The sequence below is a fragment of the Candidatus Brocadia sinica JPN1 genome (assembly GCF_000949635.1).
GTDB lineage: Bacteria > Planctomycetota > Brocadiia > Brocadiales > Brocadiaceae > Brocadia > Brocadia sinica.
Genome location: NZ_BAFN01000001.1, coordinates 3,149,594 through 3,164,482, shown reverse-complemented (window position 1 = coordinate 3,164,482; position 14,889 = coordinate 3,149,594). Strand labels below are relative to the sequence as shown.

At 42.4% G+C, this 14,889-nt stretch carries 14 protein-coding genes; 5 read left to right on the top strand and 9 right to left on the bottom strand.

Going from position 1 to position 14,889, the window contains the following annotated elements; genetic code table 11:
• The first annotated feature begins 358 nt into the window (after positions 1-358).
• The gene (locus BROSI_RS14365; RefSeq protein ID WP_052564485.1) at positions 359-1,351 is read left to right on the top strand and encodes a DUF362 domain-containing protein; all 993 of its coding nucleotides are present in this window, start codon (positions 359-361) and stop codon (positions 1,349-1,351) included.
• Between the two features lie 288 nt (positions 1,352-1,639).
• Here the strand turns inward: BROSI_RS14365 and BROSI_RS14360 are convergent, their stop codons facing one another.
• From BROSI_RS14360 to BROSI_RS14330, 7 genes are all read right to left on the bottom strand, one after another.
• A complete protein-coding gene (locus tag BROSI_RS14360; protein ID WP_052564484.1) occupies positions 1,640-2,392 on the bottom strand; it encodes a thiamine pyrophosphate-dependent enzyme in 753 nt (250 codons plus the stop codon).
• A complete protein-coding gene (locus BROSI_RS14355) occupies positions 2,379-3,395 on the bottom strand; it encodes a hypothetical protein (RefSeq protein WP_082059224.1) in 1,017 nt (338 codons plus the stop codon). Before BROSI_RS14355 ends, BROSI_RS14360 begins: the two co-directional genes overlap by 14 nt.
• Positions 3,346-3,600, bottom strand: a complete 255-nt coding sequence (locus tag BROSI_RS14350; RefSeq protein WP_052564482.1) for a 4Fe-4S dicluster domain-containing protein — start codon at positions 3,598-3,600, stop codon at positions 3,346-3,348. The genes BROSI_RS14355 and BROSI_RS14350 overlap by 50 nt, the downstream gene beginning before the upstream one ends.
• Positions 3,601-3,883: 283 nt before the next feature.
• Positions 3,884-5,002 (bottom strand): AI-2E family transporter, encoded by a 1,119-nt coding sequence (locus BROSI_RS14345; RefSeq protein WP_052564481.1) that lies wholly within the window; start codon positions 5,000-5,002, stop codon positions 3,884-3,886.
• 23 nt (positions 5,003-5,025) lie between these two features.
• Positions 5,026-5,613 (bottom strand): cyclic nucleotide-binding domain-containing protein, encoded by a 588-nt coding sequence (locus BROSI_RS14340; protein WP_052564480.1) that lies wholly within the window; start codon positions 5,611-5,613, stop codon positions 5,026-5,028.
• A 204-nt stretch (positions 5,614-5,817) separates the two neighbouring features.
• Positions 5,818-6,495 carry a hemerythrin domain-containing protein gene (locus BROSI_RS14335; RefSeq protein ID WP_052564479.1) on the bottom strand — a complete coding sequence of 226 codons (678 nt, stop codon included), beginning with the start codon at positions 6,493-6,495 and terminating at the stop codon, positions 5,818-5,820.
• A gap of 185 nt (positions 6,496-6,680) precedes the next feature.
• A complete protein-coding gene (locus BROSI_RS14330; protein WP_052564478.1) occupies positions 6,681-7,079 on the bottom strand; it encodes a CBS domain-containing protein in 399 nt (132 codons plus the stop codon).
• A gap of 260 nt (positions 7,080-7,339) precedes the next feature.
• Between BROSI_RS14330 and hslV the strand changes: the two genes are divergently transcribed.
• The 3 genes from hslV to BROSI_RS14315 all read left to right on the top strand — a co-directional run bounded on the left by hslV (position 7,340) and on the right by BROSI_RS14315 (position 10,224).
• The gene (hslV, locus tag BROSI_RS14325; protein WP_052564477.1) at positions 7,340-7,879 is read left to right on the top strand and encodes an ATP-dependent protease subunit HslV; all 540 of its coding nucleotides are present in this window, start codon (positions 7,340-7,342) and stop codon (positions 7,877-7,879) included.
• Positions 7,879-9,213 carry an ATP-dependent protease ATPase subunit HslU gene (hslU, locus tag BROSI_RS14320; RefSeq protein WP_052564476.1) on the top strand — a complete coding sequence of 445 codons (1,335 nt, stop codon included), beginning with the start codon at positions 7,879-7,881 and terminating at the stop codon, positions 9,211-9,213. Before hslV ends, hslU begins: the two co-directional genes overlap by 1 nt.
• 279 nt (positions 9,214-9,492) lie before the next feature.
• A complete protein-coding gene (locus tag BROSI_RS14315) occupies positions 9,493-10,224 on the top strand; it encodes a gamma-glutamyl-gamma-aminobutyrate hydrolase family protein (RefSeq protein WP_052564475.1) in 732 nt (243 codons plus the stop codon).
• A gap of 29 nt (positions 10,225-10,253) precedes the next feature.
• Here BROSI_RS14315 and BROSI_RS14310 read toward each other — a convergent pair whose 3' ends face one another.
• A complete protein-coding gene (locus tag BROSI_RS14310) occupies positions 10,254-10,670 on the bottom strand; it encodes a Fur family transcriptional regulator (protein WP_052564474.1) in 417 nt (138 codons plus the stop codon).
• A 511-nt stretch (positions 10,671-11,181) separates the two neighbouring features.
• Here BROSI_RS14310 and BROSI_RS14305 point away from each other — a divergent pair.
• Positions 11,182-12,663, top strand: a complete 1,482-nt coding sequence (locus tag BROSI_RS14305) for an RNA polymerase sigma factor RpoD/SigA (RefSeq protein WP_052564473.1) — start codon at positions 11,182-11,184, stop codon at positions 12,661-12,663.
• Between the two features lie 1,144 nt (positions 12,664-13,807).
• On the opposite strand, the gene BROSI_RS14295 is transcribed toward BROSI_RS14305, so the two are convergent.
• Positions 13,808-14,665 (bottom strand): sulfurtransferase, encoded by an 858-nt coding sequence (locus tag BROSI_RS14295; RefSeq protein ID WP_052565863.1) that lies wholly within the window; start codon positions 14,663-14,665, stop codon positions 13,808-13,810.
• Between the last annotated feature and the right edge of the window lie 224 nt (positions 14,666-14,889).

Sequence of the window (14,889 nt, the reverse complement as noted above, 5' to 3'; positions counted from 1 at the left end):
GGGGTCGCCAACTACGAGAAAGACGTATGGTTTAAAAGGATGCATTGGTCGTTGTCCAATGTATCTGGCGACGACTGGGGGCTGGAGGCACTGCCTCCAGTCTACCAGCTTGTATCAGAACAGAGGCACTGAGGAATACAGGGATGCGGAGACCTTTTTTCAAAAAAACCTATGTGACACAGTGGCTACAGAATTTACTCAATGTGCGCAGTATTTTGTTTGATAGTAAAAAATTTGATTTTTTGCGATAAGATTTGAGATAATAAAGACTAAATCGAATTGATATAGTTAAAAATTTTTATCGATGATTCTTTACATCCTCTTTGTTTTTTTGATTTCTGATTATAGAGATTCAACTATGCCCAGTGATACCAAAATTTCCCGCAGGACCTTTCTCAAGACTAGTATTGCGGTGGGCGCTGGTATTTATGGTGTATCCTATTTAGGTGCCATCAAGAGAAGTCCAGCCGTAAAAAAGTTCAAGGAACACCACTTAAAACCGGGACTGGTTGTGGTGCATGGAAACGTCTCTGACCTTGCAGACGAACCCGTTACCATAAAAGAGATGGTACGTCGTGCCATGAATGCCCTGGGCGGCATGGACAAACTCGTTTCCAAAGGTGACAGGGTAATTATTAAGCCCAATATTGCCTGGAATCAAAGGCCGGAATTTGCCGCCAACACCAACCCTTATGTAGTGGCAGCCCTTGTGGAATTGTGCCGGGAGGCCGGGGCAAGTCGGGTAAAGATCATGGACCATACCTGTTCCTCGAATCCAGAACCTTCTTACAACAACAGCGGTATTGCCACAGCTGCCCGCCATGCCGGTGCTGAGGTTACCTATCTTGACAAGAACCGTTTCCAGGAATTTACGATTCCTGATGGCAAGATTTTAAAATCCTGGCCTTTTTACGAAGAAATGGTCTATGCCAATGAAGTAGATGTGCTTATCAATGTGCCCATTGCAAAACAACACGGCACTTCAAGGCTTTCTATGGGACTCAAAAATGTTTTTGGTATGATCGGAGGTGACCGGGGCAGTCTCCATACCGATATACACCCCAAGATTGCCGATCTCAATAAATTCCTTAAAGTAGACCTGACCGTACTCGATGCCTTTCGAATACTGAAAAATCACGGGCCTACCGGAGGGAGGCTGGATGACGTTGATAATTCTGCAGAACGTGCACGTCGCATCATCGTGAGTACAGACCCAGTCGCTGCGGATGCTTACGGTGCCACCTTGTTTGGTATGCAACCTACGGATGTAGGTTACATCAGGGAATCCCATGAACAGGGACTTGGGGAGATTAATTATCGACTAAAGGGGTTTGAAGAAATACAGGTATAACTTAATTGTTAGGAATTTTTAAGCTAGTTTCAACAACTTCAAGGCTGGTTTAATCTTGCAGATTAAACCAGCGAAGAAATCCACGTATAATTTTACAACTCGTTCTTAAACTCTATTTGTGACTGCAATTTTTCACAAGACGCCCGTTTTGCTGCCAAGCAATTTTCAAAACCAGGACTTGGGAATCTGTCATCCAGCCAATATATACTTAAATTAGGCATTCGATTTTCTCAATGTAGAGAGACGAGGCCGTCGCTCTACAACCGCAGCTTTTAAAATTCCTTACGCTCAAGATACCGGAGTACTTTTTAAAATCCCGATCTCATCTTGAGCCAGCTCTTCCGCGTAGTCGTTGATCTTGTAAAATTCCTTGTAGTGCACAAGCATTTCGTTGGAGTTCTTGTAACCCAGGCGGCGCCCGTAATTGACGATGCACATCGTCCTTGCCTCTACAAAAGAAAAGCCCTTGAATTGTAATGCCTCCACAATACATTTCTTCATGTGATTCAGGTGATAAGCTGTGGTGCGGGCAAAATAACCATTATAGTGTTTGAACAGAAACTGTACATCGGCAGGATAATCCGGATTGCCATCGGGTGTGGTCAGGGTCTTTGTGCTGTGGGGAGTGGTTGGTGAGACCTGGCCGCCTGTCATACCATAAATTTCGTTTGCGTAACAGATGACGGTAATGTGTGTATTTCTTCGTATAGCATGTAACAAGTGGTTGCCACCGATACCAAGCAAGTCACCATCCCCGCTTACTACAACGACATTCAGGGCATCGTTTGCATATTTAATGCCTTCGGCTACAGGGATAGCCCTGCCATGTGCGGTATGAACCGAATCCAGATCGAAGAAACCGGCACTCCTGCCCGAACATCCAATTCCAGAAATGACTACGGTACCCTCCTTGGGCAGGTCAAGTTCATCAAAGGCCTGGCATATAGTTTTCAGAACAATTCCATTCCCGCAACCCGGACACCATGGCGTTGGCAGCAAATCGAGCTTCAGATAACGTTTAAAATGGCTATCTTTGTTCATATATTTTTTGCTTTATTTCCTTCAGGTCAATGCGGCCACCCAGAATCGGTATGAACTCCACCTCACGATGTAATATGCGCTCGATTTCGTGGGCATATTGTCCTGTATTCATCTCCATAATAAGGATTCGTTTGTATCTGGATGCGATAATCTTGATCTCTTCAACAATAGGAAATAGACGCACGGGTCTGTAGAGCGCAAAATTATTTTTAAAATAATAAGCTATCCGGGAAAGCGCTCCGTACGATATGAGAAGTGTGTCGGTCTCCTTACCACATTCGAGATATTCATAGTGGTTGTACCGTTGGGCCGCCAGTTGTTGTTTTTCTTGTAAACGGGTAATCAGCCGCCTGTAATTATCAACATCAGAAGTCTTTGGCACAGAGTCTTCGTGGGATAGTCCCGTAAAATGCCGATTACCTGTGCCCAGAGGTGGACGGTTACGTTTCCTGATCTCAAAATCCCTATGAGGAATAATGGTTTCGTAAAGGTGGCTGATATATCCATCGCTCAGGAGAATAATGGGGCTCAATGATTCTTCTGCGGCATTGAATGCTGCAATAGTGTATTTGTAGAGTTCTAAAACGGAATTGGGATAAAATACGATAGGAAAGTAATCTCCGTGACTACCGTGTATGCATTGAATAACATCTCCCTGTGCCGGCAAGGTGGGCATGCCGGTGCTCGGGCCTACCCTTTGAACATTGACGATCACGAGCGGCACTTCCATCATGTGGGCAAGTCCGATACTTTCCTGCATCAGGGAAAAGCCCGGTCCGGAGGTTGCTGTCATTGCCTTGAGGCCAGCCAGCGAAGCACCGATAATAGCGTTGATGGAGGCGATTTCATCCTCCATCTGGAGTACTTTGATGTGCTTCTTGTTGACCATTTCATGAATAATCTCAGAAGCAGGCGTAATGGGATAACCTGCAAAAAATTTTAGTCCAGCGACCTCAGCCGCCATTGCGATTGCCTGATTTCCCTGTAATAACTGTTTCGGCATCTATCTCCTCAATTTCAATAGCAATGTCAGGACAGTATCGCTGACACATCCTGCAAGCAATACACCTCTCTAATTCCGTTAATTTCTGCTGTCGAATCTCCAGATTTTTGACAGGGCAGAAATTCACACAGATGCCGCAACGCTTGCAGTATTCATGATTAATATGTACGATCCCTTTTCGTTTTCGAGTTTTTTCTTCAGGCACGGGTCTTCTGAATTTCCCTGATAGAAGGGAAAATGGTTGTCTGCTCCAAAAAAACCGTGAATCCTTCTTTCAAGGCAGGATTCATGGCGGTTTTATGACTCTTGTTACAATTCTGACTACCGGGCAAGGAATCAAAATTTATGAAACAAGGATTTACTTGTTTTAGTTTAGCAGTATTTTTTGTCAAATTCTAGGATTATTTTAAAGAGGAATTCTCCAAAGAGACCATGATTTATTATGATTAAAAATGGGTTGTTGTTCCCCTGTCTTCTTATGGAAATTGTCACTCATTGCTGTTCTCTGACAGGAACCGTTGAGAACGTCCGAAGATGTGATAATGCCTGAAACTCCACACGAGTTCCATCACGGCTACTTTCAAAATACTGAAAAGCAGCAAAGATACAAACATCCCTATGACCCCCATCAAATAGCCGCCAACAAGAACAACGACAACTACAATGAGGGGATGTATGTGGATTCTCTTGAAGATCACCATATGTGAGATGAAGAGATAGTCGAATAGTTGAATGCCCGCAAAGCAGAATGTCACCACAATAACTTGTCCAAGCGAACCCGTGTCCATAAGTGCAATGAATATAGCAGGAACAGCGCCAAAGATTGGTCCGAAGTGTGGAATGATATTAGCGCAGCCTGCGAGAATGCCAATGTGAAAAGCATAACGAACATGTAATACGTGTAGGATAATACTTGAGAGAATGCCGACAATGAGCGCGTCAAGGAGCTGACCGCGAATGTACGAACCCACTTGTTGACTAATCTTGTGAATCACACTTAGCGTCATCTCGAAATAACGATTTGGCACGAATTGTATGAAAGTTTTCTTAATTTGACGACCGTCTTTGAGGAGGAAAAAAGTGGAGACGGGGACGATAAAAATCATGGAGACGATATGGACAAATTCAAAAAGGATATCAATGCTTTCCTTGATCAAATCATCAAGACCGTGCTGGAGGTATACAGCTATTTCGTGAGACAACCCATGCCGTTTCATAAGAGGAAATTTGCTATCAATCGTCGCCTCGAGTTCAGCGGTAAGAACAGAAGGAGGCTTCAGTTGCAGATACGCGGATATGGATTGAAATTCAGCCGATATGCCCGGCAACAAGAATACAACTCCAAACGCAGTAATTGCTGCAATTGAAACAAAGACAATAACAACAGACCAGGTGCGATTGACATCGTGGTTTTCAATAGCAAGGACGATCGGCTCCAGAAGAAATGCCAGTAAAACAGAGACAATAAATGCGACTGACAAGTGCTTCATTACAATAAAAGATGTGATGGCAAACCCAAGTGCCAGAAGAACAAGAAACCACTTGATTAATTGAGAGAAAAAACGCCCGTTTATGTGGATGGTAATAGTACGTTGAGAGGACTTCATGATAGCGTACTGTCCCTAAAAATTTATTTTTTAGTTTCTTTGGTTCCACCTCTGCCTGATTGCTCTATTCCGTTTAGAATTATCTTCGTCAGGTTTTCTGGCTTATGCAATCTGGTGGTGATGGATTGAAGTTCAGCGCTGGTAACACGCAAGCGCTTGCCGATAATTCTGGCAAGTTTCATTGCCACTTTGAGGCCGAGCCGCGGCTTCCGTTCAAGCACACTAAAAAATTCTGGCCTGAAAAATCCCAGGATATGACATACTTCCATAGCAATTGCAGAGGCGCTGCGCGGTGATTCGTCTAGTAACGCCAACTCGCCAAAAAAGTCACCATCCTTCAGGATTGCAAGGGCATCATTCTTCCCATCTGCCGATGCCTTGTAAATTTTCACCACGCCCTTTTTGACAATATACATTCCAACGCCCGGCTCGCCTTCCCAAAAAATATGCTCGTTGGTTTCAAAATACCGGTGATGAGCAATACGTTCAAATTCTCTGAGTTCTTCGTCGGAAAGATCATCGAGAATCGGGATTTCCCTGAGCAATTTGAGGACGTTGTCTTCGTTATCCCCCGCCTTCTTAAATATGTTTTCCCAAAAACCGTTCATCATTACATGAACCTTTTGAATTTGAAATCTCTAAACCTCCATTGCATGAAGAATCTAAACCAGGCCTTTCTTTGAATAATGGGTTCAGAGCATACTCAACCGTCTAACACCTTCCCTGCGAACGGAATTGCCAACCATGACCTCGGAATTGACCGTAATTCGCTCAAGTAATTCCCGATCTTTCGTACACTTGTAAACGCCTCCCTATTATTCTCTATCCGAGCAAAACATCAATTGTTGCTCAAGCCTTTCGATCATGACGGTATATTTTTCATGTACACCAGATTCAATATCTTCTTTTTCCATAGCTTCAAATTTTTTTATTAACATCATGTGCTCATCGGTGGACAAGGTCTTGTTTATCCAGGGGAAAAGGATTCTTTCCTCCATTTCTATGTGCTTTTCCATATGCCTGATATAGGAACGGGCTATTTTGGCGATCTTCTTTTTTGCCTTTGTACCGTGATGGATAGTATTGATTGCTTTAGCCAAATTTCTTATTTCATCACGTGCGGATACATGCTCCATAAGTAACCTCCCCAGGAAATCCTTCTTTTTACCTTCATCCTTTACCTTTAGCACAGGGAAAAGTACTTTATCTTCCTTCTCCTGATGGTGTTTATCAGAAAATCCGGAAATGACTTCTACAATATCAGCAAAAATCTCTTGAGAAACGGGTCTGTCTTTATCAAGACAATTCGAAGCACTTTCCAAGACCTGCATCATTCTTTTTACAACATCAATGTCATAATGCAATATCTCAGTGACGGAAGAAGGCGTGCTTTCGATGTGCCTACAATCCTGATAAATCCTGTATTTCGAGGAGTTACAGGCTGAAATACAGGCACAAAAAATAATACTAACAGGTATGAAGATTCTTTTCATGCTTGATCTTTGCTTGGCAAGGTTACCGTATTACGTTGTAAAAACTTCTTTTTTGTAAGTTTTCGGAATTGATTGCTATTCCGAATGATTTCTCTATACCAGATTCGAAATCCAAAATCTGAAGTAATTCTTTTGTGATGCGGCAATGCAACGTTGCGAAAATTTCCCCTTGTTCCCCATCTGCCTCAATCGGCATAAATCGTTACGAACTCGGGTTCCACAACACTGCTGAGGATATCGCATCTGGAGATAACACCAACCAGGGTATCATTTCTCACCACAGGGACGCGAATAATGTTGTGCTTAGTCATAAGATCTATAACCTCTTCGACAGGAGTATTTTCGGATACGCATATAGGATTTTTTGACATAATATCCCCTGCTGTTACCTGTTCCAACGACTTCCCGGTTCTTATCACCTTCAAAAGATCAAATTCGCTTACCACCCCAACGACCTTTCCATCATCATCCACAACAGGCAATCCGCTATACATGCCAGACAATAATTTTACGGCCAAATCCCTGCCGATCGTCTTTCGCTTCGCCGCGGTGACTATCTTATTCATAATGTCTTTGGCTACCATGACTCATACCTCCTTTCAAAACGAATCTGGATTGACGCACAGCCCCTTATTTATCCCTTTAACGATACACGTCACTTTTAGGTCAGATAATTGAGTAATTCTGATTTTATTATACGACCGATCCGCTGTTTGTCAAACACTAAGAAATGAGAAAAGCCTTGATAACTTTCAGGCAAATTGATACTATTTGTGGGTTAATTCAAAAATGAAATTCCCCGGTAATCACAATTAAGTCGGTCATTATAAAAAAGGATTTGAATTTGAAACCAGTCATTGTATCTACAACAATTTTAGCGGTACGAAAGAATGGGCATGTCGCCATTGGTGGCGATGGTCAGGTCACCATGAATGCCGCAGTAGTAAAACAGGACGCGAAAAAGATTCGGCGGCTTTACCATGACAAGGTCATTGTGGGTTTTGCCGGCTCATCTGCGGACGCCTTTGCCCTTATGGAAAGATTTGATGCCAAACTTGAACAGTATCAGGGAAATGTCCTGCGCAGTGCCCACGAACTAGCCAAGGAGTGGCGAACAGATAAGGTACTCAGGAGGCTGGAATCTCTGCTTGTTGTGGTGGATAAACAATACTCGTTTTTGATTTCGGGTGGTGGAGATGTGATTGAACCGGATGACGGCATTATTGGTATCGGTTCCGGCGGTTCTTATGCAATTGCAGCAGCCAGAGCATTGATGAAACATACCTCATTGTCTGCAAAAGAGATCGTAGCGGAGTCCCTCAATATTGCGGCAGACATTTGTGTATATACCAATAAAAATATCAAGGTGGAGGAGGTCAGGTAGTGAAGGAACTAACACCCCGTAAGATCGTAGAAGAACTCGATAAATACATCATCGGACAAAAAAATGCTAAACGTGCCGTGGCAATTGCCATCCGGAACCGATGGCGCAGACACCAACTTTCCGATGAATTGCGGGAAGAAGTCTTACCAAAAAATATTATCATGATAGGGCCCACAGGCGTAGGGAAAACGGAGATTGCAAGACGCATGGCGGCCCTCGTCAAGGCGCCCTTTCTTAAAGTTGAGGCATCAAAATACACGGAAGTTGGTTACCACGGACGCGATGTGGAATCTATGGTACGCGATATTACCGAGATCGGTGTAAATATGGTCAAGGCCGAAATGATACAATCCGTCCAGGAAAAGGCTGAAAAGATGGCGGAGGAGAGACTCCTGGATTTGTTATTGCCACCAGTGCCAAAAAGTACGGAACCGACCAATGTCGAAGCCGAGGAACAACGTTTAAGCACACGAGAGAAGTTCCGCAAAAAATTGCAAGACGGAGAGCTTTCAAACCGTATAGTAGAACTTACCACTCACGAAAAACCCTATGTGCTCCAGGGTTTTGTTGCGGGGGTTGAGGAAATGGGCATGGATTTCCAAAACATGCTGGAAAAGATGATCCCGCCACGCACACAAATACGAAAGGTCCCCGTAGCTGAGGCAAAAAGGATTTTGACACAGGAAGAGGCAGAAAAGCTTATTGACCGAGAAAAAGTCATTCAGGAAGCGATTCGCAGAACAGAACAGTTTGGAATTATCTTCGTGGACGAGATTGACAAAATCGCAGGCAGAGAATCCGCACACGGCCCTGACGTATCCCGCGAGGGTGTACAAAGAGATTTGTTACCGATTGTGGATGGTACTACGGTAAATACAAGATACGGAATGGTCAGGACTGACCGCATTCTTTTTATTGCCGCAGGTGCATTTCATGTTTCCAAACCTTCGGATTTGATTCCTGAACTGCAGGGACGATTCCCCATTCGTGTTGAATTAGAAGATCTCGGAAAAGAGGAGTTTTTACGTATCCTGACTGAACCCAAAAATGCCTTGGTTAAACAATACAAGGCGCTTCTGGAAACTGAGGGAATTAAGGTACGATTTGAGAATGACGCTATTGAGTCAATTGCGGAGATTGCTGTACAGGTTAACAAACGCACCCAGAATATTGGTGCACGAAGATTACATACCGTAATGGAAAAACTTGTGGAAGATGCCTCTTTTGATGCCCCTGATATGGATGGCGCAGAGATAGTTATCAATGCAAAGTATGTGGAGGACAAATTACAAGCTATAGCAAAAGACGAGGATTTGAGTCGATATATTCTGTAGAAATAAACCTCAGAAAATCAAAGATGGAACTGGTTGTTTCCTGTAAAATCCATAGTTGCACGCAATACCATAACTATCCAGGACTATCTGACGTCCTTATATTTTCACGCCTTCCGGTAAAGACCTAGAATAATTCAACTCTTTCACTATGCAAGCAACCGGTTTAAAACAATTCCTATTTCCCCTAACAGAGCACAATTCAAACGAATGCGTTTCTCATGGCGGGATAGGGTACATTAGGCAATCACCTGGTTCTCAACACAAAAGACTTTTTCGAATATGAAACCAATCATTGGCATCAATTGCGATTACGAAGAGGAAGGTAAGCGTCCGTACTCTTTTACATATAGAGACTATAGCGATGCTATCATTGCAGCGCAGGGTATCCCACTATTATTGCCTATTGTTAAAGACAAAAATACTGTGAGGCTCCTTTTGGAAAAGATGGACGGCTTGCTCCTTACCGGTGGAAATGACGTACCCCCTCAACGCTATGGAGAGGAACAACACAAAAAGACCATTTGTGTTCATCCTGACAAGGATATTTCCGATAATATCCTGGTACGTGTCGCCATGCAGATGAAAAAACCCATTCTGGCCATATGTTACGGCGCTCAGCTTGTAAACGTTGTCTTAGGCGGCTCTCTTGTACAAGATATTCCATCAGTGGGCATATCAACTATTATCCATAAAGATTCGCAAAATGTGCATTATAGCCATCCTGTGGCTATAGAAAGAGACTCTCTCCTCTATCAGATTGTTGAGACAGAGCGTATCGAGACAAACAGTGTCCATCATCAGGCTATTAATAAATTGGGCAAGGGTTTGCGAGCTACAGCCCATACCCAGGATGGCATAACAGAGGCCTTCGAACTCAAAGATCATCCATTTCTTGTGGGTGTCCAGTGGCATCCTGAACGTATGACAGAGCATCCCTGCCACGCTGCACTGTTTCGTAGCCTTGTTACTGCCTCCAAGCAATACTCTCATAGTGGTACGAACGTGATTTAATGCTCAGGAATTTCAAAATGAAGCGATTCTTAGTTGCACTTTTTGCAGGTGCCGTAGAAGGATATCTGGAACCCGGTAACTGTGTAATCCTTGTTGACGAAGTCAGGTAATTGGATATGCGATGAGAAATCCTCAAAAATATCGAGTATTTTTTTACAGGCAGAGCAGATTACGTGATGGTGGATGTTGGTGTTGGGGTCGTAATGCTTACGGTCTTCATCAATAGTGAGTTCTTTGACTTCTCCCAACTCCTTTAACGTTTCCAGAGTCTTATAGATAGTGGTAAACGATACCGCAGGATAAATTTTTTTTACCTTTTTATAAACGTCTTCCGCTGATGGATGGGAAGTGTTATTCTCTAAAATCTTGAAGATCATTAGCCTCTGTGGAGTAATCTTCATGCCGTGGCTTCTCAGTGTTTTCGTAAGTTTTTCTACAGTTTCCATAATTTATTATAATTATAAATAAAAAATGATTGTTAATAACCTAAGAATATTATGTAAATAATTCATACATGTCAATAAAAAAGTGTAGATTATTAATTTTTGAATAGATTTTTTAGATAATGCTTTTTAAAATATGACGTTTTATTTAATACTATAAAAATATTTTAGCGACAGGCAGGAGGGCCTGTTGGGTTCAAAAATACATGTACAGACATTACTTTGTGATTCTGGCGACACCCTTTGGACACAGTCAACCCCTTCGTCTTTATTCATAAGGTAGACTAACCCGTTTTTTGCTGCGATTTCATAGTTAGCAAATGAGGGGCCAAAAGAATTTCGCAGCCAGGCTTTGCAAACGCACATATACCATCAATAAGTCAATTAACAATAATTACTTATGATTTATCTCAAAAATATTTACTTTGTGTAAACATTTTGTGTGTAATATGTGTTATATGTGTTGGAAATATGATATTTTACAAAACTCAATTCAAACTAGGAAAATTTACCTATGAATAAATTTGAATATAAAATCGACCATCTAGCCGATGAAATGAATGAAAATTATGTTGCCGAAGAGGACAATAACGAAGGGGAAGTCCTTGAACAAAGGATAAAATATAAGGATTACGACCCGGTTCGTCTTTACTTGAAAGAGATGTCATCCCTACCATTGTTATCTCGTGAAGAAGAACTCTATCTGGCAAAGAAGATAAAGATTACGAGCCGGTTGCTTCACAGGAGGGTACTGGGATTTGATTATGCCCTGGAAAAATACGTACGTATACTTGAGGAGTTGGATAGTGAATCGGACCTTGTCCAATTTGTCGAGACTGCGGTAACAAAAGAGCAAAGCAAAAACGAAACGGTCGAGCAACTTCATTGCGTTGCTGAAAAAATCAAAGACGCACTTGAAAAAAACCTAAAAGACTATGAAAAAATGAACAAGGGAATTGTTTCCAAAAATTTAAAATCCAGAGTCCTGAGAAAAGCAGCTTCCAGGAAGAGGAAGGCGATCAAAGAGTTAGAGGCTATGCACATCCGCGCAGAAACGATATTGCCGGTTATGAAGGAGTTATTAAGCGTTTTGTCAGAAGTAGTATCGTATAAAGAAAGCCCGCAAGGTTCGCATTATAAAAAAGAAGTCTACAAGAAACTTTTGCACGATTCTAGCGAAACAAAAATCTTGTTAATGGAAACCGTCGAAGCAACAAAGAAAGCTATTCACTCTATGAATTCCATTTACCATGAGTACGAATCTGCCAGGAATCGATTCTCTGAGGGTAATCTGAGACTGGTGGTGAGTATTGCAAAAAAGTACAGGAAGCGCGGCATGGTCTTCCACGATCTTATTCAGGAAGGAAACACGGGTCTGATGCGGGCTGTTGATAAATACGATTATCGTATGGGTTTTAAATTTAGCACGTATGCCACTTGGTGGATCAAGCAGGCGATTATCAGGGCAATAGATGACAAGGCAAGGATGGTACGCATCCCGGTACACATGACGGATGTAATCAACAAGACGAACAAAGTGTTGAGGAACTCGCAGGAATGCCTTGACAAAAAACCCAAACTAGAGACCATCGCAAAAGAAGCGAAAATTCCAGTTTCAGAGGTTTATCGGGTATTCCGAATTGCGTCTCAGCCTATATCATTAGAAAATCCAATTGGCGACGATGGTGAAACGATGTTTGAGGATTTTATCCAGGACAAAAAGATGGAATCGCCAATCTCCGCTGTTCACCAATCACTGCTTAAGGATCAGTTACAAAAAGTACTTAACACACTGAATCATCGGGAACGCGAGGTGATTAAGCTGCGATTTGGTATTGGTGACGGGTACACCCACACGTTGGAAGAAATTGGGGAACGGTTTAACATAACAAGGGAGCGCATACGACAAATCGAAACCGTTGCCATTCGCAAACTGCAACATCCACTGCGAAGCAGGAAATTAGAAGGATTTCTCGAAGGGGTGATGACAAATTAATACAACTCCTCAAGGAGTGACCGAGAGGGGGGCTTCGTGCAAGTCATGAAGCCCCTATTTTTTTATCCCGATTTTTTCAATCATCTTATTGATAGCTTCCCTTTGCCAAGAACAGCCGCATCAAGGGCGCCCTTTTTAAAATATACATTTCCGATGAAGCTAAAATTACAGGAATTTACGATACTATGTTTTGGACTTAGGTTGGGAATATGATTGAGCAAAACCCCCGATTCTTTGTATGTTCCGCCGAGCGTGCTCAAGAGGCGAGAAAGAAAGAAGAATAAAAGGACGGTGTTAAGGCTATGGAGAAATAGGTTTGTAAGATGATATCCAGCAGGATTGAGGCGCTAAAAGGAGTAATCAAGAAATAGGATACTGTTACAAATGGGCGATAACTGAGTCCACCATCTCCCGTGAAATAATCACTTGAAAAGATTATAGACACCTTATGCCACGACCTTATCAGATAATTATTTACAACGATAAACTTATCGTCATAGACAAAATTGTTTCCGATAGTATACAAGTAGAGCAGCACGGAAACAACAATGGTAAGGGAAAGTTGTCAAATGAAAAAAAGTGATTTATCTGATCTGAATGTTACCGCCCATGTTTATTGATGAGTTGGTATGAATTATACATCTACCTTCTTTTCTGCTAGCTCATAATAACCACAATAACCCGTGTTCGCCTGTAACCCTAAAATCCATAACGGGAATTCCTACACAAAAAGCGAAAATAAATTCCATATCAAACCTTCTCGTGTTTCCTTCTGCGCCTTTTTAAGAGATATTTTTTCCTATTTAACCGATGCTTCTTTTTCCCGGCAAAACCATTTGCCATAGAATCCTCCAAAAATGTTAAGATGTGTATATAAAAACGAAAAAGAGATAATATCAACAATAAAGACAAAATTCAATAAAATATTATATATGCGAATAAATAAAATTCAATCTTGCAAATCCGAGAACCAGGAACGAACCAACAACTTCTGACGGATTCATCATTTCGCAAACCTAACAATACCTTGTTTCGGGTGTTTTTAATAATTAAATCGATAGAAACCAGTAGTGTGTTTTTTTGACGTCCCTCAATAAGGACAGGCCTATCCAGTTTCATTGGCCCCTCTTTAGTTCGGGGATTTTTAATCTGTGCCCTTTGTGATTGGATAATCCGTGTTGGTGATCCATTCGCTCCATGAACCAGCATATAAACGGGCGTCTCCAAAACCTGCATGAGCTAAGGCAAGAAGGTTGTGTGATGCGGTGACACCTGAACCGCAATAGAAAACTGCACGCTCAGGTGGTATATTACCAAGCAAATCCTGAAAGCGGTCTTTCAGATCTTCCTGGGAAATAAACAACCCGTTCGAATCCAGATTATTGGCGAAAGGAGCAGAGAAAGCACCTGGAATATGACCAGCTACCGGATCAATTGTCTCGTTTTCACCACGATAGCGGTCTGCGCTCCGTGAGTCAATTAAACGAAAGTTTGGATTGTGCAGTATCTTCAAAACATCAGCGGAACTAACCAACAAGTCGTTTCGAACTCTGGGGGTAAAGACCCTTGGTTTTCGGGTTTCAATACCGCTTGTTACCGAGTAACCTTTCTTTTGCCATTGTGGCCAACCGCCGTCCAGGATTGCAACGGCATCATGACCAACCCATCGCAACAGCCACCATAGTCGGGCTGCCGCCATTGCACCGCCCTTATCGTCATAGGCTACAACTTGAACTTTAGCATCTATTCCCCAATTTGACAAGGTTTGGGCAAATGTTTCAGGCTTTGGCAGTGGATGGCGGCCGGTCTTGCCGGGAATGATCGGACCAGACAAGTCTTCGTTTAAGTGTGTATAGACGGCGCCGGGTATATGGGCTTGAAGGTAATCCCGGCGGCCACGTTCCGTATCATCCAGGGAAAAACGACAATCGATAATCACCCAATCTGGATTAGCAATCTGATCGAAAAGTTCGGAAGCGGATATAAGAGTTGTGTAAGACATTAGAGAAAGATACTTATCGTGAAAAAACTGAATTATCATTCCCCGTATCAAGTACGGGGCAATCTCTGCGAAACTTGTCCTCATGAAACCTGGGGAACAGGAATCCAGCCTTTTGCTACTTTTCCGGATTTCCATGTGTGTAGGAACGCAATATTTTATAACTGCAAACAATATACACCAGGATTTGTCAGGGTCAAGATAAAACTCTGGAGTGGTAGTATGGC